General features: G+C 42.9%; 21 protein-coding genes, 1 pseudogene, 1 riboswitch and 1 other annotated feature (1 of these 24 only partly in view). Of the genes and pseudogenes, 14 read left to right on the top strand and 8 right to left on the bottom strand.

All coding sequences use genetic code 11. The features are described 5' to 3' along the window. Positions 1-52: 52 nt before the first annotated feature. Positions 53-310 (bottom strand): DUF6154 family protein, encoded by a 258-nt coding sequence (locus BQ4305_RS08175; RefSeq protein WP_110927327.1) that lies wholly within the window; start codon positions 308-310, stop codon positions 53-55. 214 nt (positions 311-524) lie between these two features. On the opposite strand from BQ4305_RS08175, the gene BQ4305_RS08170 reads away from it, so the two are divergent. Both BQ4305_RS08170 and ytkD read left to right on the top strand, forming a co-directional pair. Further along, the gene (locus BQ4305_RS08170; RefSeq protein ID WP_110927326.1) at positions 525-848 is read left to right on the top strand and encodes a hydrolase; all 324 of its coding nucleotides are present in this window, start codon (positions 525-527) and stop codon (positions 846-848) included. A 92-nt stretch (positions 849-940) separates the two neighbouring features. Further along, the gene (gene ytkD / locus BQ4305_RS08165; RefSeq protein WP_110927325.1) at positions 941-1,426 is read left to right on the top strand and encodes an RNA deprotection pyrophosphohydrolase; all 486 of its coding nucleotides are present in this window, start codon (positions 941-943) and stop codon (positions 1,424-1,426) included. A gap of 60 nt (positions 1,427-1,486) precedes the next feature. On the opposite strand, the gene BQ4305_RS08160 is transcribed toward ytkD, so the two are convergent. From BQ4305_RS08160 to BQ4305_RS08150, 3 genes are read right to left on the bottom strand one after another with little or no spacing between them, the layout of a single operon-like run. Then, positions 1,487-2,278 carry an ABC transporter permease gene (locus tag BQ4305_RS08160; RefSeq protein WP_110927324.1) on the bottom strand — a complete coding sequence of 264 codons (792 nt, stop codon included), beginning with the start codon at positions 2,276-2,278 and terminating at the stop codon, positions 1,487-1,489. Beyond that, positions 2,268-3,044 (bottom strand): ABC transporter ATP-binding protein, encoded by a 777-nt coding sequence (locus BQ4305_RS08155; protein WP_110927323.1) that lies wholly within the window; start codon positions 3,042-3,044, stop codon positions 2,268-2,270. Before BQ4305_RS08155 ends, BQ4305_RS08160 begins: the two co-directional genes overlap by 11 nt. Positions 3,045-3,065: 21 nt before the next feature. Beyond that, complete coding sequence (locus tag BQ4305_RS08150) at positions 3,066-4,058, bottom strand: ABC transporter substrate-binding protein (RefSeq protein WP_110927322.1); 993 nt, start codon at positions 4,056-4,058, stop codon at positions 3,066-3,068. 131 nt (positions 4,059-4,189) lie between these two features. Here BQ4305_RS08150 and BQ4305_RS08145 point away from each other — a divergent pair, with 131 nt between their 5' ends. Together BQ4305_RS08145 and BQ4305_RS08140 are read left to right on the top strand one after the other, a co-directional pair. After that, positions 4,190-4,981 carry an alpha/beta hydrolase family protein gene (locus BQ4305_RS08145; RefSeq protein ID WP_110927321.1) on the top strand — a complete coding sequence of 264 codons (792 nt, stop codon included), beginning with the start codon at positions 4,190-4,192 and terminating at the stop codon, positions 4,979-4,981. 35 nt (positions 4,982-5,016) lie between these two features. Next, positions 5,017-5,259, top strand: coding sequence for a DUF2584 domain-containing protein (locus tag BQ4305_RS08140; RefSeq protein WP_110927320.1), 243 nt, complete (start codon positions 5,017-5,019; stop codon positions 5,257-5,259). Positions 5,260-5,407: 148 nt separating this feature from the next. Here the strand turns inward: BQ4305_RS08140 and pckA are convergent, their stop codons facing one another. Then, a complete protein-coding gene (gene pckA, locus BQ4305_RS08135; RefSeq protein WP_110927319.1) occupies positions 5,408-6,991 on the bottom strand; it encodes a phosphoenolpyruvate carboxykinase (ATP) in 1,584 nt (527 codons plus the stop codon). A 349-nt stretch (positions 6,992-7,340) separates the two neighbouring features. On the opposite strand from pckA, the gene BQ4305_RS08130 reads away from it, so the two are divergent. Then, positions 7,341-7,718, top strand: coding sequence for a thiol-disulfide oxidoreductase DCC family protein (locus tag BQ4305_RS08130; RefSeq protein ID WP_110927381.1), 378 nt, complete (start codon positions 7,341-7,343; stop codon positions 7,716-7,718). Between the two features lie 59 nt (positions 7,719-7,777). Beyond that, positions 7,778-7,939, top strand: a riboswitch (SAM riboswitch). A 161-nt stretch (positions 7,940-8,100) separates the two neighbouring features. Further along, positions 8,101-9,294: a methionine adenosyltransferase gene (metK, locus tag BQ4305_RS08125; RefSeq protein WP_110927318.1), complete on the top strand. Its 1,194-nt coding sequence runs from the start codon at positions 8,101-8,103 to the stop codon at positions 9,292-9,294. Between the two features lie 37 nt (positions 9,295-9,331). Here the strand turns inward: metK and BQ4305_RS08120 are convergent, their stop codons facing one another. Continuing rightward, positions 9,332-9,850 (bottom strand): gamma carbonic anhydrase, encoded by a 519-nt coding sequence (locus BQ4305_RS08120; RefSeq protein WP_110927380.1) that lies wholly within the window; start codon positions 9,848-9,850, stop codon positions 9,332-9,334. A 318-nt stretch (positions 9,851-10,168) separates the two neighbouring features. Here BQ4305_RS08120 and BQ4305_RS08115 point away from each other — a divergent pair, with 318 nt between their 5' ends. The 7 genes and pseudogenes from BQ4305_RS08115 to BQ4305_RS08080 form a co-directional block, all read left to right on the top strand. Then, positions 10,169-10,972, top strand: coding sequence for an alpha/beta hydrolase (locus BQ4305_RS08115; RefSeq protein ID WP_110927317.1), 804 nt, complete (start codon positions 10,169-10,171; stop codon positions 10,970-10,972). 185 nt (positions 10,973-11,157) lie between these two features. Next, the gene (locus BQ4305_RS08110; RefSeq protein ID WP_110927316.1) at positions 11,158-12,957 is read left to right on the top strand and encodes a sigma-54-dependent Fis family transcriptional regulator; all 1,800 of its coding nucleotides are present in this window, start codon (positions 11,158-11,160) and stop codon (positions 12,955-12,957) included. A gap of 170 nt (positions 12,958-13,127) precedes the next feature. Continuing rightward, complete coding sequence (gene lpdA, locus BQ4305_RS08105; RefSeq protein ID WP_199880614.1) at positions 13,128-14,501, top strand: dihydrolipoyl dehydrogenase; 1,374 nt, start codon at positions 13,128-13,130, stop codon at positions 14,499-14,501. Positions 14,502-14,519: 18 nt separating this feature from the next. Further along, entirely contained in the window at positions 14,520-15,476 is a 957-nt protein-coding gene (locus BQ4305_RS08100) for a thiamine pyrophosphate-dependent dehydrogenase E1 component subunit alpha (RefSeq protein ID WP_110927314.1), read from the top strand. Between the two features lie 24 nt (positions 15,477-15,500). After that, positions 15,501-16,538, top strand: a complete 1,038-nt coding sequence (locus BQ4305_RS08095; protein ID WP_110927313.1) for an alpha-ketoacid dehydrogenase subunit beta — start codon at positions 15,501-15,503, stop codon at positions 16,536-16,538. A 13-nt stretch (positions 16,539-16,551) separates the two neighbouring features. After that, the gene (locus tag BQ4305_RS08090) at positions 16,552-17,790 is read left to right on the top strand and encodes a dihydrolipoamide acetyltransferase family protein (RefSeq protein WP_110927312.1); all 1,239 of its coding nucleotides are present in this window, start codon (positions 16,552-16,554) and stop codon (positions 17,788-17,790) included. Between the two features lie 320 nt (positions 17,791-18,110). Further along, positions 18,111-18,660 (top strand): annotated as a pseudogene (locus BQ4305_RS08080) (transposase); the annotation flags it as partial. A gap of 238 nt (positions 18,661-18,898) precedes the next feature. Here the strand turns inward: BQ4305_RS08080 and BQ4305_RS08075 are convergent. Both BQ4305_RS08075 and BQ4305_RS08070 read right to left on the bottom strand, forming a co-directional pair. Further along, positions 18,899-19,471, bottom strand: coding sequence for a tRNA 5-(aminomethyl)-2-thiouridylate-methyltransferase MnmM (locus BQ4305_RS08075; protein ID WP_110927310.1), 573 nt, complete (start codon positions 19,469-19,471; stop codon positions 18,899-18,901). A 4-nt stretch (positions 19,472-19,475) separates the two neighbouring features. Beyond that, the gene (locus BQ4305_RS08070) at positions 19,476-20,435 is read right to left on the bottom strand and encodes a tRNA modification radical SAM protein MnmL/YtqA (RefSeq protein ID WP_110927309.1); all 960 of its coding nucleotides are present in this window, start codon (positions 20,433-20,435) and stop codon (positions 19,476-19,478) included. A 223-nt stretch (positions 20,436-20,658) separates the two neighbouring features. On the opposite strand from BQ4305_RS08070, the gene BQ4305_RS08065 reads away from it, so the two are divergent. After that, on the top strand, positions 20,659-20,922 hold the full coding sequence (locus tag BQ4305_RS08065; RefSeq protein ID WP_110927308.1) for a DUF2524 family protein: 264 nt from the start codon (positions 20,659-20,661) through the stop codon (positions 20,920-20,922). Positions 20,923-21,064: 142 nt separating this feature from the next. Further along, positions 21,065-21,129 (top strand) — a binding site (T-box leader); it runs 165 nt beyond the window's last position.

Raw genomic sequence — 21,129 nt, 5'->3', positions numbered from 1 at the left:
CAAAAAAAAGAGGCATCCATAATAGGGGAATGCCTGTCTGTTTAATGACTTTTTAATGAAGATTTCGCGGCAAATAATGTGTGGGTTTTGGCTCATCCATGCCGCTCTGAGCAAACTTGCCCTTTAAACTTTCAATAATATAGAGACCCATCAGATTGGTTAATTCCTGATCATCCATTTCATGAAGCAGTTCGAGTATTTCCTTTCGATCCAATTGTTCAAGAACTGCAAAGGTCAGCATGTCGATATCTTCCTCGTCCCCTGTCATCTTGTTCCGGTACATATTATACAGATCTTCAATTAACTTCATCTTTCCACCTCCTAGACCATTCTTGCTGTATGTAAAAACGATTGTCCATCATAAAAGATAAATACTTGAATATAGTATATGTTTTACCCCAAGTATGATACTTTAATCAATTTTTATGGGGGTTCAGCGTATATTCTCCTCATTTTACTAAATATCCCATGGAATGAATAGTAGTTTTTCAAGAGAAAATAAAATTTAAAAGGGAGGCGAGTATATGGATACTCTTCGGCAGGCCTATTATATTTCTATTGCAGACGGCGGGATTTTTCAGAATCGGGAATCAAGTCCCTGGGATTTTAAAATAGAAGCAACAGCTGATGAGATTGCCCAGCTGAGAAATTATTTTGATCATAAATTTGAAGCGGATGAGGCAGGATTTTATCGGGCGCATATCCCTTTTTGGGAATATCACAATGATCAAGAAAACGAAGAGGCAGATGCCAATTTGCAAAAGGTTTATAACATGATCTATTTGCTTGGAGATGCAGAGGCGAAACGCCATATTAAAGGAATGGGGATAGTAGATGAAATAACATGAGAATGGCTTGGCATTTAGGCCATTTTTTCTTTTTTCTGATTCATTTGGAATGGTGGTAGAATATAAGGAGGAAGATATGTAAGGGGAGACCTATGGAAATTTTTAAAGATATAAATGAAAATAAAGTTGAATTCTCTGCGGATCCGATTTTTGGAGCGGCCGGGCATGTTTTTGCTCTCTGCCGTCTAGGGGAGAAATGGGTGCTGACCAGGCACAAAAAACGCGGGGTAGAATTTCCGGGCGGGAAAAGAGAGAAGGGAGAAACGGAAAAACAGGCAGCTGAGCGGGAAATATATGAAGAAACGGGCGGAATTGTGAAACATCTATCCTTTATCGGCCAATATAAAGTTTATGATCAAAGACCCTTTGTGAAATCGGTCTTTTTTGCAGAACTGCTTCGTTTGGAGAAAAAGGATGAATACTTGGAAACGGATGGACCTGTTTTAATGAAAAGCCTTCCCGAGAATATTCGGGATCATGCCGAATTTAGTTTCATTATGAAAGATCAGGTCGTTCCGCTTAGTCTGGAACAGTGGAAAAAGCAGACTGCTTTTGAAAGAACAAATGGGCAGCTTTGAATGAAACCCCGCTAAAAAGAGGGGAAGGCTGCCCTGTTTGATTTCTTTTGAATTCGTATGTTAATGTTTGATCAGTTTTCTTTCAAGCAATTCGACAAGCTGATACATAATGGTGGCGATAATGGCGATGATCAATAAGGAAAGCATAACCAGTGTGAAATTGAAGACTTGGAATCCATAAATGATCATATAGCCAAGTCCTTTAGAAGAAACGAGAAATTCTCCTACAATGACTCCTACCCAGGAAAGGCCGACATTGACTTTTAAGGTTGAAATAATAGTGGGGAAGGAGGCTGGGAGAATGGCCTCTCTGAAAGATTGAAATCGTGTGGCTCCAAAGGTTTGCAGAACTTTTAAGTAGTTGGGGTCCACTTCACGAAACGAAGTATAAACCACAATAGTGGTTATGATAATGGATATAATGGCCCCCATGGCGATAATGGAGCTGAATCCGGGTCCCATAGCTACAATTAAGATTGGGCCAAGGGCAACCTTTGGCATGGCATTAAGAATGACCAGATAAGGATCAAGAATCTTTTCGAGCATAGGAGACCACCATAAGGCACTTGCCAGCAGTGTGCCCAAAAGGGTTCCAATAATGAAACCGAGGATCGTTTCAAATATTGTTACACTGGCATGAGACAGAAGTGAACCGTCTGCTATTTTATCTAAAAGAAGCTGCCAAACCTTGCTGGGTGAACTGAAAATCAGAGGATCAATCCACTTTAGTCCGGATGCCGTTTCCCATATGCTGAAGAAGGCAAGGAACAGGACCAATTGCCAGAGACGGACAAAACGTTTTTCTTTCTTAAGGCCGGCTTTATAGTTTTCATGCAGCTGCTTAATGTTCAAGGCTTTCCAGCTCCTCCCATATAGTTTGGAAAACCTCTGAATAATCCGGATGGTTTCTTGCGGAGAATGGGGATTGTTCTCTTAGGGTGTCCGGGATGTTAAAAAGCTTGTGCACTTTGCCGGGATTCGCTGCAAACAGATAGACCCGGTCACTCATCGCAATGGCTTCCCCGATATCATGGGTGACAAGGACAGCAGTTTTCCCAAAAGTTTTAAGGGTTTCAAAAACAAGGTCTTCGAGTTTCAGCTTGGTCTGGTAATCCAATGCTGAAAAAGGTTCATCCAGCAGCAGGATTTTGGGATCAGTTACCAGCGTGCGGGCAAGCGCTGCTCTTTGCCTCATGCCGCCCGACAGCTGACTTGGATATTGGCGCTCGACATCTGACAGTCCAACATCCTTTAGAAGGCCAAGGGCATGCTTCTCGGCCTCTTGCTTATCCTTTTGCATGAGCCGCATGCCCAATGTTACATTTTCGAGGATTGTCTTCCATGGAAATAAGTAATCCTGCTGAAGCATATATCCGATTGAAAGATCATCCCCTCGTTTTGAGGAGATTGGCTGATTTTCAAGGAGGATCTGTCCTTCCGTAGGCTGAAATAATCCGGCGATAATGGAAAGCAAGGTGGTTTTTCCGCATCCGCTCGGCCCAAGAAAGGAAACGAACTCTCCTTCTTTTACTTCAAGATGAATATCCTCAAGTGCAGTGGTTGCCTGATTTTTTGTGAAATAGGTATGATGAATTCCGTTGACTGTTAAAAAGCTCACTGATTCCCCTCCGCTCTATTTCTAATGTGCAGCATCTTCTGCAAACTTCGTATTGACAAGCTCTTTATGCTCAATTCTTGCCGGCAATTCCCCGGCTTCCTCCATAATGTCCTGAAGATTATTCCACTCTGCTTCATCAAGGATTGGATCTGTGGCAAACGAGCCTTGATCCCGATAGCGCTCAATAGACATTGCTATAATTTCTGGATCCGTATCTTCAAAGTAAGGCTGGATCACTTTGGCGATTTCCTCAGGATCTGTTTCCTGTACATAGTCCTGTGCCTTTTTCAGGGCGCGGGTGAACTTTGCCGCTGTTTCTGGATTTTCTTTTAAATAACTTTGCTTCGCCATGAAAACAGTGTAAGGGAGATTTCCTGATTCTGTACCGAATGATGCCACAACATGCCCTTTTCCTTCTTTTTCAAAAATGCTGGCGGTAGGCTCGAACAGCTGTACATAGTCTCCGGTTCCTGATGCGAAGGCAGTGGCTATATTTGCAAAATCGACGTTCTGGATTAAATTCAAATCCTTATGGGGATCAATACCGTGTTTCTTCAGGACGAATTCACCGGCCATTTGGGGCATTCCGCCTTTTCTCTGACCGAGAAAGGTGGAGCCCTTGAGCTGCTCCCAGTCAAAATTCTCAATTGGTTCACGGGCAACGAGGAAAGTGCCGTCTGTCTGTGTCAGCTGTGCAAAATTAATGACAGGGTCATTTGCTTCCTGAGCATTTACATAAATGGATGTTTCAGAACCAACAAGGGCAATGTCCGCTCCATTGGAAAGCAGGGCGGTCATCGTTTTATCGCCTCCGGCCGTAGTTTTTAGATCGATATTTAAGCCTTCATCTTTGAAAAATCCTTTCTCGATAGCTACGTATTGAGGTGTATAGAACAAGGATCTTGTAACCTCCGCAATTCGGACTTTCGTCTGTGTCTCTTCTTCTTTCTTTCCGCATCCGGCAAACGACAGGGACAATATGCATACAAGAACTATAAGAGCCCATTTCTTCATCGGTCTTCCTCCTTTTGAATTAGAATGACTACCTTTATCTTATTAAGGGAAAAGAAATGTGTGCGGGATCAAACACGGTTTGGGATAAAATCAATCAGGTGCACTACAATAAGGGGGAAAGGAGCGCGAATATGGAAGAAGGGAAAATTGTGTCTAAGCTGCGATTTCCGTCGCCGCATCCGGGCATTCATTTATATTTGGTCACATACATATCACAGGGAATGAAAGTAAAAGGGCTTCTTGCCGAACCAAATGATGGGGAGGTCCATGATGGGTTTTTATATTTAAGAGGAGGCATAAAGAACGTAGGCAAGGTGCGACCGGGGAGGATTGTCCAATTTGCTTCTCAGGGTTTTATTGTATTTGCTCCTTTTTACCGCGGAAATCAGGGCGGAGAAGGGGATGAGGATTTTGCGGGCGAGGACCGACAGGACGCTGCTGCCGGATTTAAGCTGTTAGAACGGCATCCCCGTGTCAATCCGGACAGGATTCATATTTTCGGTTTTTCAAGAGGGGGAATCATGGCTCTGTGGACCGCCATTTTGTGTAAAAATGCGGCTTCTGTTGTGACATGGGGCGGTGTGTCAGACATGTTCCTTACGTACGTGGAGCGAGTGGATATGAGAAGGATGATGAAGCGGGTCATCGGCGGATCTCCAAAGAAAGTTCCTGAACAATATGAATACAGGACCCCTCTGTTTTCTGCTGATGAAATAGAGAGTCCGGTGCTGATTATTCACGGAGTTAAAGATGAGAATGTTTCTATCGAACATGCTTATCGTTTGGAAAAAATCCTCAAATCAAAAGCCAAAATTACGGAAAGCTGGTATTTTTCTGAATACACCCATTACTTCCCTCCGGCTGTAAATCGGCAGGTGGTTGAAGATCTGACAAATTGGATGAAAAACCAGCGGAAAAAATGATATGATGGATATAGTAAGCATGAGGAGGAAGAATGATGGGCATGCCTATGGAATTAAATACAATGATTGTGACAAAAGGGAAAGAAGTGCGTGAAGAAGAAAATATCTTCCGGCTGACAAAAGAAGGCTACCGTCTCTATCCTATTGATATCCCGGTGGATGTCAGGAAGACGATTCAATCCGATTCAAGCGGGACTGCCGTCATCTGCAAAGTTGAATGGGAAGCCGGACAAACGATGATTACATACAGACTTGTTTCATTAAATTCCACAAATTGATATTCCATTTCGACTACCCTGCAGGAGTATTTGCAGGGTTTTTGTTTTGGGGGAATCTCTCGGGTTTCTTCTTCCCTGTGCTTGAATGACCTGAATAACGCAAAAAAAGAGCAAAGCCGAATTTATCAGCTTTGCTCTTTGAACGGTATTAGACGATTGGACCGCCAAGCTGTGAAATAATAGGGGATACACCGGAAAACTTCTTGAAATTTTCACGGAATTTCTCTGCAAGTTCAGTAGCTTTGGCACGATAGGCTTCTTGATCTGCCCACGTTTTATTTGGCTGGAGCACTTCATCCGGAACACCAGGAACATGGACAGGAATTTCTAAACCGAAGATGCTGTCCTTTACAGTATCGATATTCGTTAGTTCACCTTCTAATGCTGCTTGAACCATAGCACGGGTATAAGCCAGTTTCATTCTGCTTCCAGTACCGTACTCACCGCCGGTCCAGCCTGTATTCACAAGGAAAACTTTCGCATCATGCTGGTCGATTTTTGCTCCGAGCATTTCGGCATAGACTGTTGCCGGCAATGGAAGGAAAGGAGAACCGAAGCAAGTGGAGAAAGTGGCTTCAGGAGACGTGACGCCCCTTTCAGTTCCTGCCAATTTACTTGTATAACCGCTAAGGAAGTGGTACATTGCCTGTTCTTTGGAAAGCTTGCTGATTGGAGGCAAAACTCCAGAAGCATCCGCTGTCAGGAAGATGATGGTATTTGGATGGCCGGCAATACTCGGATCCACAATGTTATCGATGGACTGAATTTGGTAAGCAGCCCGTGTATTTTCTGTCAGTGAGCTGTCATCATAATCCGCAATACGCGTTTCAGAGTCAACTGCCACATTTTCAAGGACGGCGCCAAACCGGATGGCATTGAAAATTTGCGGTTCCTTTTCACGGGAAAGGTTGATTGTTTTGGCATAGCAGCCGCCTTCGATATTAAAGACGCCTCTTGTAGACCAGCCATGCTCATCGTCCCCGATTAATTTACGGTTCGTATCAGCAGAAAGGGTTGTTTTACCTGTACCGGATAAACCAAAGAACAAGGCTACATCTCCTTCACGGCCAACGTTGGCAGAGCAGTGCATAGACAGAATGCCTTCTTCAGGAAGTAAGTAATTCATAATAGAAAAAATGGACTTTTTCATTTCTCCGGCATACTCAGTACCGCCGATTAAAATAGTGCGGCGCTCGAAAGAAATAATAATGAACGTTTCGGATTTTGTGCCGTCTACTTCTGGATCCGCTTTGAAGTTAGGGGCAGAAAGAATGGTAAACTGTGCTTCATGACCGCGAAGTTCATCTTGATTCGGACGGATGAATAATTGGTGGGCGAAAAGATTATGCCAGGCATACTCATTGACGACCTGGATAGGAAGGCGGGAGACTTCATCAGCGCCTGCAAATCCCTTGAAAACAAACAGCTCATCCTTAGTTTGCAGATAATCAATAACTTTTGTATATAGTTTATCGAAGGCTTCCTCTGAAATAGGCTGGTTGGAACTCCAGTCGATTTTGTCTTTTACTGATTTTTCTTCTACAATATATTTATCCTTAGGTGAGCGTCCGGTATATTTTCCTGTTTCTGCTTTTACAGCACCGGTTGATGTCAAAATGCCTTCATTTCGGCTTAACACCTTTTCGACTAATTGAGGCACGGAAAGCTGTACATGGACGTTGTTCCCGGAGATTAATTGTTGTAACTCATTTGAAATATCAATAGAATTCATTTATGAGGTACCTTCCTTTGTCTGATTTTATTAAATAGTATAACACATTTATTACATTAGTCTATACTAATTATTTTTTTGTGATTATTTCTCTATTGTATTTAATTTTTGCGGGATTTGGAAGCCTTAAAAAAGGAAAATTCTAAAATAAGAAAAAAATAGATGATAAAAAATGCTGACTTATGATAAATTCTAGCTGTTTTATAACGTCAAAATGAGATAATGTAAAATATTGGATGAATAATAGGCGCCATAAGGAGAATGAAAGGGGCCGAAAAGAGGAAGTAAAGAAAAAGGGATGTTTTTAAGTGTATATACAAACCTTTTTAATAAGGGATGTGATATAAAAATGAAGGATCTTGTTTTATATGACGGCCAATGCATATTGTGCAGGCAGACGAAAAAAAGGCTTGAATCGATTGACTGGCTGAAGCGGACCGAATGGCAGTCGCTTCAGGAATACGAACAGCAAGAAAGGGCAATCTTGTTTAAGAGGGAAGATTTGAGAAGAGAAATGCATCTTATTACTCCAGATGGAAGGGTTCTCCGCGGATTCTATGCAGTAAGGAGAATTATGCTGCATACTCCGGTCCTTGCTCTCGTGGGATTAATGGGGTATCTGCCATTTGCTGACCGGCTTGGGAACCCTTTGTACCGCTGGATTGCTAAAAATCGGCATTTGTTTTTTAAGAAAGGTACCTGCAAGGATGGCGGCTGTTCATTATAAACCAGATAGTTATTGACAATTTCAATCTGATTTTGATACAATTTTAAATTGTACGGATTCTCTTATCCCGAGTTGGTGGAGGGACAGGCCCTTAGAAACCCGGCAACCTGCCATATTGAACTTGAACCAAGATACTAGGCCGAAAATAAAGCCTTGGATCTTCAAGGAATGATGGTGTTGGTGCTAACCTGAGCAAGGTAAAGACCCTTGAACGATAAGAGTGAAAGGATAGTCAGCGGATATACAGCCTTTCCTCATTAAAAGGGAAGGCTTTTATTTTTTTCGCAGCGTTGACTATGGTTGAAGCTAATAAGGGAATGAGCTCCGTAAACAATAAGGCTGATGCCTGCAACTATATTACCTATTTCAAGGAGGAATTAAGATGTCAAAGAACCGTCGTCTTTTTACTTCTGAATCTGTTACAGAAGGCCATCCGGATAAGATTTGTGATCAGATTTCAGATTCCATTTTAGATGCTATCCTTGCTAAGGATGCCAATGCCCGTGTTGCTTGTGAGACAAGCGTAACGACCGGTCTTGTGCTCGTAGCAGGAGAAATCACTACATCTGCATACGTGGATATCCCGCGCATCGTGCGTGATACAATTAAAGGAATCGGCTATACCCGTGCTAAATACGGTTTTGATGCTGAAACATGTGCCGTTTTAAGCTCCATTGATGAGCAGTCAGCTGATATTGCTGCAGGTGTGGATAAAGCTCTTGAAGCACGTGAGGGAACCATGTCCGATCAAGAAATCGAAGCAATTGGAGCTGGAGATCAAGGTTTAATGTTCGGCTTTGCCTGCAACGAAACAGAAGAGCTTATGCCTCTTCCGATTTCTTTAGCTCACAAGCTGTCTCACCGTTTGACAGCAGTTCGTAAAGACGGTACTCTTGGGTATCTTCGTCCGGACGGAAAAACGCAAGTAACGATTGAATATGATGAAAATAATCAACCAGTTCGAGTGGATACAATTGTAATTTCGACTCAGCACGATCCTGAAGCTGAACTGGAACAAATTCAGGCTGACCTGAAAGAACATGTCATCACGGCAGTTGTGCCGGCTGAATTGATTGATGCAGAGACAAAATACTTCATCAATCCTACAGGACGATTTGTAATCGGCGGACCTCAAGGGGATGCTGGACTGACAGGACGCAAAATTATCGTAGACACTTACGGCGGCTATGCACGTCATGGCGGCGGAGCATTCTCCGGTAAAGATGCAACTAAGGTCGACCGTTCTGCAGCATATGCAGCGCGTTACGTAGCTAAGAACATTGTTGCTGCAGGCCTTGCAGATAAAGCAGAAGTTCAGCTTGCTTACGCTATCGGTGTTGCCCAGCCAGTTTCTATTGCAGTTGATACATTTGGAACAGGAACAATCAGCGAAGAGAAATTGGTTGAATTGGTACGTGCCAACTTTGACCTTCGTCCGGCTGGTATCATCAATATGCTTGACCTTCGACGTCCAATCTACAAACAAACGGCTGCTTACGGACATTTTGGCCGCACTGATGTGGACCTTCCATGGGAACGCACAGACAAAGCTGAAATCCTTAAAGCGCAGGCATAAGAGTGAAAAAAGTCTCAGGGGCTGCCCTGAGACTTTTTTATTTGATGCGGTCTGTCTGTTTATAGAATTGGCCTTTTTCGACATACTCTTTCACGATTCGTTCCATGTCTTTGCGGTCTTCTGCCGTAATTTCTCTGATCACCTTGGCAGGACGTCCAAAGGCGAGGGTATTGGGAGGAATCTTTTTTCCCTGCGGTACAAGACTGCCTGCACCAATAAAAGCTCCTTCACCGATTTCAGCTCCATCGAGGATGATTGAACCCATTCCAATCAGTGCCCCTTTTCGGATGATGCTGCTGTGCAGAATGACTTGGTGCCCAATCGTGACCTCATCTTCAATAATGAGCGGATTATTGGGGCTTTGATGAAGAACACTGTTATCTTGGATACTGACTCGGCTGCCGATTACGGTTGGAGCCACATCTCCGCGAATAACAGTATTAAACCAAACAGTCGTTTCTTCACCGATTTTTACATCGCCAGTGATCACGGCATTTTCTGCAAGGTAAGCACTTTTGGCAATCTCAGGTTTCTTGTCTTTGTAAGGATAGATAATCATAAAACGTCTCCTTTCACAATAAGGGAATAAGTCCGAATAGCAGAAGCTTTAGAAAAAGGTGAGTTGAAGGCACACCCCCGAATTTCTCTTTTGAAAAGCGAAGAGTATGTATACTGTCCTGACTTGTTTTCTAAAAAATTCCTATAAAGATGAGACTATAGCACAATGATTTTTGTGTCAAATTGGTTGAGTTTTTGTCACAAAGGGTAAGAAACAGGGAAAATAAAAAAATGGATGATGTCGAATGAAAGCGGAATGGTTATAATAGACCTACATAGTAATTTAGAAGCAGGTATCAGCAAGGGGGGATCTTTTATGTGGAGTTGGGAGACAGAAGAGAACGCAAAAGGTGTGATTGTGATCATTCATGGAGCAATCGAACATCATGGACGTTATAAGTGGCTTTCTCAGATGTGGCGTTCGGCAGGCTACCATGTGATTATGGGAGATCTTCCCGGACAGGGAATGACGACCCGTGCCAACAGAGGTCATATTGATTCTTTTGACGAGTATTTAGACGAGGTTAAGAAGTGGATTGCGGCAGCCTATGACTATGAGCTTCCTGTTTTTTTATTGGGGCACAGCATGGGAGGGTTAATCGCAATCCGTTTGCTTCAGGAAGAAGAGTGGGACTTAGCCGGTTTGATTTTATCTTCTCCTTGCTTAGGGCTTTTACAAAAGCCCCCTAAAATGATGGCGGCTCTTTCTCACGGGCTGAATGTTGTGTATCCCACCTTTAAAGTGGATCCAGGCCTGACCCCGGAACTGGTTACCCGTAATGAGGAAATCAGAGAGTCTGATTTGAATGATTCTCTTTATGTGACAAAGGTTTCTGTGCGATGGTTCAGGGAACTGGAACAGGCCATGAAAGACGCTTTTGAAGAAATCCCTGATTTTCCTGATCTGCCTATATTGGTGATGCAGGGAGGGGACGACAAGGTCGTCGATAAAAAGGCTGTTCAGTCTTGGTTCAATTACTGCTTTAGCAGTGAAAAGCAATGGAAGGAATGGAAAGGTCTTTATCATGAAATATTTAATGAACCGGAGAGAGAGGATGTATTCCAATATGCCAAAAGCTTCGTGGAAAATCGTCTGAAACTTCTCGGGTATGTCTTTTAGAGCTGCTGAATGAATATTCGGCAGTTTTTTTGTGTTAAGGAAGTTTAAGCCTAAGATACATGGGAAGCTCAGTTCTTCGGGTCAAATGTGAGAAAAAGGAAAAAATCAGTGGATGAATTGATGGATATAATTGAACCAAACCTATTGCGATACTATAATGAAAGGGGATACAAGGAGGGAAGCGTATGAGTATGGAAATTCGGCGAACCTGGGAGAAGTATGTAACCGAAAATAAACTGGATCCATCTAATATTGATCAGGTTATTCTTGATTCTTGGAAGCTCAGTAAGAAATATGAAGTCAATCCCAATGAAGGGGTAGGCAGTCAGATTCTTCGGACTAATGAGTTTCAGGAAAGACTCAGAGAAAATGAGACGATGATTTCTCTGGTGAAGAGAAGCATGGATCGTTTCAGCAGGCTATTTAGCAATATGGAATTTATTTTGGTGCTGACGGATGCGGACGGTTATATTTTATGGCAGTCAGGGAATGAAGGATTGAAAGAAACAGCGAGAGAAATAGGATTTTGGGAAGGATACCAATGGACGGAATCTAATGTTGGAACGAATGCGATTGGCATTGCGCTACGAACGAAGGAACCGAATATTATTCATGGATATGAGCATTATGCCAAAGCGTCTCAAAAATGGAGCTGTGTTTCTGCTCCTGTCTTTGGAGCAGAGGGGAAAGTAGAAGGTGTCATAGACGTATCCATGCCTGCTCACTATCCTAAGAAAATCGATTTCTTGATCAGAGTCCAGCTGATTGCAGATTACATCTCAGAAGCCTTGCAGAAAAAAGCCTACGAAGACCAGAAGTATATGCTGCAATACTATTCCTTGAAAAAACATCCTGGAATCCTTTGCAATTCCTCTATGACTATTTTATATGTATCCCCTGATCTAATCGAAGAACCTGAATCTTATATAGGAAAAAAATTACATGATCTTACGAAAAGTAAATCGTTTACGGTCAAACAAGAACCCATTTGGAAGGATCATACGTGTATAGGCTATTTTGTTTATGCCGTGAAAAATCAAGCAGCCGATAAAACCTTTACCTTTCGATATACAGCTGGCCGAAGCAAGGTATTCAAAGATTTGTTAGAAGAGGTGAAGATTGTTGCTCCTGCATCAGCCCCGATTCATTTATATGGTGAAACAGGGACTGGGAAGGAAGTTTTGGCAAAGACCATCCATGAGAACAGTCCTTTTTCAGGCGGGAAACTGATAAGTGTCAATTGCAGCTCTGTGCCGGAAAATTTGATGGAAAGTGAATTGTTCGGGTACGAAAAAGGAGCATTTACAGGCGCGAACATGAATGGCTATCAAGGAAAAATTGAACAGGCCAATCATGGTACGTTGTTTCTGGATGAGATTGAGGATATGCCTCCATCAATGCAGACGGGTCTGCTCCGCGTCCTCCAGGAAAAGAAATTGACACGAATTGGCGGCAGTAAAGAAATAGAAGTGAATTTCCGATTAATTACAGCAAGCAATCAAGATGTAAAGACCCTTGTCAAAGAGGGGAAATTCCGAGAAGATTTATTTTATCGAATCTACGTCTGTCCGCTGTTTATTCCTCCATTAAGGCAGCGAAAAGAAGATATACGCGAGTTAATCAATTTTTTTGAAAACGCTAACTCTTGGTATCCCTGCTGGGAAAATGAGCTGATAGAGGCAGCAGAAGAGCATGATTGGAAAGGAAATATTCGAGAGCTCAATAATTTTTTGGATCGGTGCTATGTGTACTGCAGGGACCGGATTCCGACCAGAGATCAATTGATGAATTTGATTCATAAAGGCGGAATAATGACGGAGCCGGAAACAAACAGCAAATCCGCAAATTTTAAGGAACAAATAGAAAAGGAAAAGATTATGAAAACCTTGATTCAAACCAATGGAAATATCCAATTAGCATCCAAGCAGCTGTCAATGTCAAAGAGCACTCTTTATCGGAAAATAAATAAATATCAATTGAATTAAAGTGAGAAAAAATGCGACGAATTGAAACGGATGTCGCATTTTTTGTTTTTTCTGTCCATAAAACTCCTGTAATCAATAGGCTTCAATCCTGGCACAAGATTTGCATTTATAACTAATTGAAATCAAATCGCGATGGATGGTTTCATTCCTGGAAAAAAGTATGATCTTTCATGATAGGAGGGAAGGAACTCTTGAAGCACTTTGACTTACTAGTGATTGGCGCCGGACCGGGAGGATATGTAGCTGCGATCAGGGCGGCCCAAAAAGGGAAGAAAGTGGCCATCATTGAAAAGGCGTCTCTCGGCGGAACGTGTCTGAATGTCGGCTGTATTCCATCCAAGACATTCTTGCAGCACGGAGAATGGGCAGAACAGATTAAAAAAGCGAATTCTTATGGGATATCAGCTGAAGTCGGGCATATCGACTATTCAAGACTTGTAGAACGTAAAGATAAAGTGGTAGGAACGTTACTACAGGGAATTGAGTACTTATTGAAAAAAAACAATATTACCCTCATTAAGGGGAAAGCAGCGGTTATGGACCATTTGGCTGTCTCAGTTAATAATCAGGAGTTCAAGGGCAAAGATTTAATCCTTGCAACAGGAAGCAGACCTTTTGTTCCTCCTATTAAAGGACTTGACCAAGTCCCTTATTACACAACTGATCAGTTTTTTGATCTTCAGGAACAGCCGAAAGAACTGATTATTATTGGCGGAGGGGTGATCGGTATTGAACTGGCCTTTGCTATGGCTCCCCTTGGCACAAAGGTAACGGTTATTGAAGCAGCCGATGACATTCTGTTAACAGAAGATCTGGATGCACGCGAAGTGATAAAAAAGAAAATGGCACAGCTGGGCATTCGCTATATGACAAATGCGGCGATATCTGAAGTTACTGATGGCTGTGTATATACAGAGGAGCAAAAAATTCCTTTTACCCATTTGCTTGTCGCAACAGGCAGGAAAGCCAATTTAGAGATTGCGGCTGAATTAGATTTAGAGCTGGATGCAGGAAAAAAATTCATTAAAGTAAATAGCAGCTATTTAACGAGCAGAAATCATGTGTACGCAATAGGAGATCTAATCGGGGGCTATCAGCTTGCCCATGCAGCAAGCCAAGAAGGGTTAGCGGCTGTTTCGGCTATTCTTAATGAAGGTCCTCCGAAAGTAAAGCAAGAGGAAATCCCAAGGTGTGTGTACACCCATCCTGAAATTGCTTCCTTTGGTTTAAGTGAAGAGGAAGCGAAAATAAAAGGATATGATGTGATAACAAAGAAAATGAACTTTCAATCCAATGGAAGAGCCATCGCTATGGGAGAGACAGAAGGGTTTGTAAAAATCATTACGGAAAACAAGTATCATGAGATTTTGGGAGCCGTTGTAGTCGGGGTAAACGCAACTGAACTAATCAACCAAATTCTTGCGGTGAAACACTCAGAAGGCCGCTTGGAAGAACTGGGCTCTCTTATATTTGGGCACCCCAATTTGTCAGAGACGATAGGGGAAGCGGCTGAGAGTATCCTGTTTAAAGCCATTCATGAATAAGGAAGAGGAGGAAACAAGATGAAAAAGAAGGAAGCCTTATGGATATATGAAAAGATGAATGAAATTCGCCAATTTGAAGATCAGGTTCATACTTTATTTGCGGCTGGGGAAATCCCTGGTTTTGTGCACTTATACGCCGGGGAAGAAGCTATCGCAACTGCTGTTTGTGCACATCTAAATGACAGCGATTACATTACGAGCACTCACAGAGGCCATGGACACTGTATTGCCAAAGGATGCGATCTAAATGGAATGATGGCTGAAATTTACGGAAAGGAAACAGGACTGTGCAAAGGGAAAGGCGGATCCATGCATATTGCTGATATTGATAAGGGAATGCTCGGGGCAAACGGGATGGTAGGCGGAGGTTTTCCTTTAGCGGTTGGGGCCGGTCTCCGAAATAAATATTTAAAAACAGATCGTGTGGCGGTTTGTTTCTTTGGAGACGGCGCAGCCAATGAAGGAACATTTCACGAAGGGCTTAACTTAGCTTCTATATGGAAATTGCCTGTTGTCTTTGTTTGTGAAAATAACATGTTTGCAGAGGCTACACCGCAAACCTATGCCTCTGGTTCAAAAACGATTGCAGAACGCAGCGCGGCCTATAACATGCCGGGTGTCAGAGTGGATGGGAAAAATGTGCTGGAAGTGTATGAGCAGGCAGAAAAAGCTATTGCGCGCGCCAGAAATGGAGAAGGGCCAACGCTCCTAGAATGCGTAACCTATCGGAACTACGGCCATTTTGAGGGAGATGAGCAAAAGTATAAAGCCAAGGAGGGGGCAGAGAAAGAACTCGCCGAAAAAGATTGTATTCCGCTTTTTAGGAAGCAGGCTATTGAAAGCGGTTTAATGTCAGAGATTGAAGCAAATGAAATTGAAAAAATAGCGGAAGAGAGGATTCAGGCAGCCATTCAATTTGCGGAAGAAAGTCCGGAGCCAAGACCGGAATCCTTATATGAAGATGTCTTTGCCTAATAATTTTGAAAGGGGATGTAAGGAATGGAAAGAAAAATCACAATGATGCAAGCGATCAATGAGGCACTGGACCTAGCTATGGAAAAGAATGAACGAGTCATTTTGCTTGGCGAAGATATAGCAGGCGGAGCTACTGTAGAACATTTAAATCAAACAGGGGCCTGGGGAGGCGTATTCGGTTTAACGAAGGGTCTCGTTGAAAAGTACGGAACAGAGCGTGTGATTGATACGCCTATTTCTGAGATGGGGTATATGGGAGCAGCTGTAGGCGCGGCGGCAACAGGACTGAGACCTGTTCCGGAATTAATGTTTAATGACTTTATTGGATTCTGCTTTGATACACTTCTGGCTCAAGGATCTAAAATGCGTTATATGTTCGGGGGGAAGGCAACTATCCCGATGACGGTCCGTACAAATCACGGGGCGGGAGCCTCAGCGGCAGCCCAGCATTCAGGATCTTACTATGGAATCCTTGGTTCCATTCCAGGAATTAAAGTGGTCGTTCCTTCAAACCCATATGATGCAAAAGGGCTGATGCTTTCAGCGATTGAGGATGATAACATCGTAGTTTTTTCAGAAGATAAAACAATCTACGGAGTGAAAGGGGAGGTTCCGGAAGGACATTACACGGTGGAAATAGGAAAAGCCAAGGTCAGAAGAGAAGGCTCAGACTTAACGATTGTTTCTATCGGAAAAATGCTGTATGTGGCAGAAGAGGTTGCAGACCGTTTAGGAGAGGAAGGGGTTTCAGTTGAAATCATTGATCTGTTGACAGTAGCCCCGTGGGATCAAGAAACGGTCATCAATTCTGTTAAGAAAACGAATCGGCTAATCGTGATCGATGAGTCAAACCCACATAATAATACGGCTACAGATATCGCAAGTGTTGTGGCAGACAAAGCGTTTGATTATTTGGATGCACCGGTTAAATGTGTATGCGCGCCGAACACACCTGTTCCATTTGCAAAGAATTTAGAGGATCTGTATATTCCAAACGCAGCAAAAGTCATAAAAGCGGCGGAAGATATTATTGTTGATTTGAAAAAGACCATTTTAGTTTAAGGCGGTGAATTGGATGGCAACAGATATTTTAATGCCAAAGTTAGGATTAACCATGAAAAGCGGAAATGTGGACGAGTGGGTGAAAAAAGAGGGAGAACCTGTTAAAAAGGGAGAGCCTATTTGCACGATCAGCTCTGAAAAATTGACGATGGATGTGGAATCACCGGCAGACGGAATTTTAGTAAAAGTTATTGCCGATCAAGGGGCAGAGGTGCCGGTTAAAGAGGTAATCGGAATTGTCGCTCAAGAAGGGGAAAAGATTGCTTCTCCGGCAAGCGGAACAAACACTGAAGAAAAACAAGAAAATCATCTTAATCAACAGCATGTTTTTTCTATTGAAAAGCCAATTGAAACTCGATCAGAACGCATTTTTGCCAGTCCGCTTGCCAGAAAGCTCGCTAAAGAGAAAGGCATCGATCTTGCTTTGGTTAAAGGAACAGGAAGCAATAATCGTATTACCCGCAGGGATATTGAAGCTTTTGAACACTCCGCTTCTAAAGAAGCAGCCTCAGCGGTTGAACTACAAGCCGTGCCGAATATACCGGCCGCCGAAAGTGTTGGTGCGGGACTCGCAGGAATGCGGAAGGTCATTGCTAAGAGAATGAGGAACAGTATGGCCCAGACGGCGCAATTGACTCTTCATAGAAAAGCTGATTTAACGGCTTTTATGAAGTTTAAAACGGATTTGAAAAATCATCTGACTGAAACAGAAATCGGGGGCAGTCTCAGTGTTACGGCCTGTGTAGCCAAAGCCGCTGTTCTTGCATTAAGAGAGTTTCCTGAGATGAACAGCTGGTATGAACCAAATACAGTTGGTTTTAAAACGTTCGAAGAAGTGCATCTTGGAATGGCGACTGCTTTATCTGACGGTCTTATGGTTCCAGTCATTCGGGACGCCCATCGGATGGGTCTGAAAGACCTCAGCGGGGCCATTGCGAGTACAGCGCAGGCTGCACGAGAAGGAGACCTTGAAAATAACCAGGTAACGGGTTCTACCTTTACGATTACGAACCTTGGGCAAAGCGGTGTAGAATATTTCACTCCCATTTTAAACACACCAGAGACTGGCATATTAGGGGTGGCCAGTCTTCAGGAAAAACTAACCTTAGACGAACAAGGAAAGCCGGTTAAAAGCAAGGAGCTGCCATTAAGCTTAACCTTTGACCATCAAATCATTGACGGGGCGCCCGCTGCAGAGTTCTTAGCGAGAGTCGTTACCTATTTAGAAAAGCCATATACACTTTTATTATAGTCTTTAAATGCCCTCGAACTTGTCAGTAAAAAGACAATGATCGGGGGTGTTATTATGCAGGGGATTTCAGTGAGGGAGAGACTGCGGGCTCGAGCCGTACACCCGAAAAAGCGTCCAGGAACGGTAATCCATGCAGTACCAAACCAAAAAAATATCAAATTTCCCTTTGAGGAAATAGTGTTAGTTGATTTTCGTTTCGGCGGACGCTTTCCGCGGGCGTGTCCCAATCCTCCTCGTCGCTTTGCTCCTGCGGGTATCGGCCTTCACGCTTTTCCCGCAGGAGTCGCCGCCTGCACTACAATTCACTCCTTTCTAAATAAATGTCTGAGGTGAATGGATATGATGTCACAAAAAATCAAATAAGTGAACGTGATCAAATGGAAATGATTACAATAGAGAAGCTTGTACCACAGGATCATCTGGTCAGAAAGTTTGAATCAACTATTGATTTTTCTTTCATCTATCCACTAGTTAATCACTGTATTCATTAAAATGACATTTGTTCAATATGTATTTGGAATTCGTTCCATGCGTCAAACAATAAGAAAAATTGAAACGAATATGGCGTATCGCTGGTTTTTAGGGTTTGGGTTTCATTCAGAAGTGCCGTACTTTTCTACCTCGGTAAAAATTATGAACATGGTTTCAAAGATTCCTAAAGAAATTGCAGATAAAGGACTACTAAGTGCTGACCAGGTCTTCATCGATTCAGCACATGTTAAAGCAAGCGCGAATAAACGTAAATTCGAACAGAAGATAGTTCGTAAAGAGACTCGGGCATATGAAGCTAAACTTCAAGAAGAATTGAATCAAGATCGAGGTGATCATGGGAAGAAACCATTTCCACCAGATACATTTGAAAAAGAAGAAGGTAGGCGATGCTTATTTTTACTGCCATGAACTTAAAGAAAGTTGCCGATTGGACATGGCAAGCTTCGGCTATGGCCTAAATTAGAATACTCGAAGAGCATTTTGCTTAAAATTAGACTATAAAATGCCTAAAAAATCTCAAAAAGACAAAAGGCCTTCAGAATGGTCTCATTCTGAAGGCCTTTTGCCAATCTGTATTAAATTTGACTCAGGCGTATTTTATCAAAACTAGTTCATCTCAGCGTTTTTCAATTGCTACGATGAATGGAGGATGGTTCGCTTGATTGAGGAAGCGATATTCAAGGACATGCGCTTGATCTTGCGGAAGATTTCTCACATAGTCCATCAGTTCATCACGTTCGACAGCACCTTCAGGATGTCCATGGTAAATGACGAGCACAATAATGCCCTCTGGAGCCATGATATCGAGCAGTCCTTCGATTGCCTGAATGGTTGTATGAGAGCGGGTCACAATTGTTTTGTCGCCTCCAGGCAAATATCCAAGATTAAAAACGACACCCGTGATTTGATGGAATGGACTGCTTGGAATTTGCTGTTTCATCTGCTCATGTCCCATATGGAAAAGGGTGCAGCGGGAATCTAATCCGTCCTTTTTCAGCCTTTCGCCTGTATTGCGGATTGCTTCCTGCTGGATATCAAAAGCATAGACATGACCGCTGTCTCCCACTAAATTGGCGAGAAAGGCTGTATCGTGGCCATTGCCCATCGTACCGTCAACTGCGATATCACCTGGCTGTACAGCCTTGCTCAGCAGCGTTTTTGCAAAAGATAATATACGTTCTAACTTCATTCCTTTATGCCTCCACTGCCTTGGTCACTGAAAAATATTTTCCCTGCCAGCTATTGCGGCGCTTCAGTTCATCATCGATTCCATTTAAGATATCCCACTTGTTCACACTCCACATAGGTCCAATCATTAAATCGATGGGACCGTCGCCGGTAATGCGGTGAACGATCATTTCGGGAGGAAGGATCTCCAGCTGGTCACAGACTAGATGGATGTATTCATCCCGGTTTAGGAAGGTAAGCATTCCCTTTTCATATTGCTTGACCATAGGGGTTCCTTTCAGCAAATGGAGAAGATGAATTTTGATTCCCTGTACATCCAGCTTCGCGACTTCCCGTGCTGTTTCCATCATCATGTCCGCGCTTTCTTGAGGAAGACCGTTGATAATATGCGAACAGACTTGGATTCCGTGTTTGCGAAGTTTTGCAACACCTTCCTTGTAACAGTCAAAATCATGGGCCCGATTAATCAGATCTGCCGTTTGTTCATGAACGGTCTGCAGACCGAGTTCGACCCACAAATAGGTGCGCTGGTTTAATTCTGCCAGATATTCTACAACGTCATCCGGGAGACAGTCTGGACGTGTGGCAATGGAAAGACCGACAACGCCGTCCTGTTTCAAAACGGATTCATATTTTTCGCGGAGCACTTCAACGGGGGCGTGTGTATTAGTGAATGCCTGAAAGTAGGCCATGTATTTGCCATCTTTCCATTTATGATGCATCTTCTCACTTATTTTCTTAAACTGAACGTCCAGCGGCTCCGCCCGGTTTCCGGCAAAATCGCCCGAACCTGAAGCGCTGCAGAAGGTACAGCCGCCATGAGCGACCGTGCCGTCCCTATTTGGGCAGTCGAACCCGCCGTCTAAGGCGACTTTAAAAACTTTATGTCCAAACTCTTTGCGTAAATGATAATTCCATGTATGATAACGTTTTTGATCTGCAGCATATTTAAATGGGTTGTCCATCTTTGGCAGCCTCCTTCAGAGCCTTATTTCCACAAGCTGTCCTTCATTATACAACAATTTAAAAGGGAAAAAAATGAATGCAGAAAGGAGCCCCGTGGCTGTACATTTTACAAGCGAGTTGTTCTATTTTGAAATACTTTCCGAAAGTTTATTTCCTTATCCTCTTACATAAACTAACCGGGATGGTGATGTATCATCAAAATGGAATGAGGAGGGCTAAAATATGGCAACTAGAGAAAGCTTGGACCAATTTTTAGAGGTAACCGAAGGGACTCTCCGCTTTGCCCAGTTTGAATATACAGAAGCATCAAGGCAGGAGCATTATGAGGATGAGTCATACAGAAATGCGCAAAGTTATATTGAAGAGTCGCTGACCGATTTGGAAAGGCTCTATAATAGTGCGAATGACCAGCAGAGAGAAATGCTCGACAGAAAAAGAAGACAGCTGAACCAGCTGAAGAATGAGATGATTTTTCTGCAGCATTAAATGAGACAGGACGGGATTCCCGTCCTGTCACTTTTTCCCGCAGGGTGAATAAGTTGGAGGAAAAGCGACCATAATGTTTGTAATGTTGATATTGCATTTCCAGCGGAAATTGAATAAAATGAAATATAATAAAATATTCTTATAAAAGACTGTGAAAAGGAATAGTAGCGATTATTCTCCAGCAGAGAGAGCTGACGGTAGGTGCAA

This window comes from Bacillus massiliglaciei, assembly GCF_900098925.1.
GTDB classification, from domain to species: Bacteria; Bacillota; Bacilli; order Bacillales; family DSM-1321; genus Peribacillus; species Peribacillus massiliglaciei.
The sequence above is the reverse complement of the archived record's forward strand: the minus strand, read 5'-3'. Positions and strand labels throughout refer to the sequence as shown.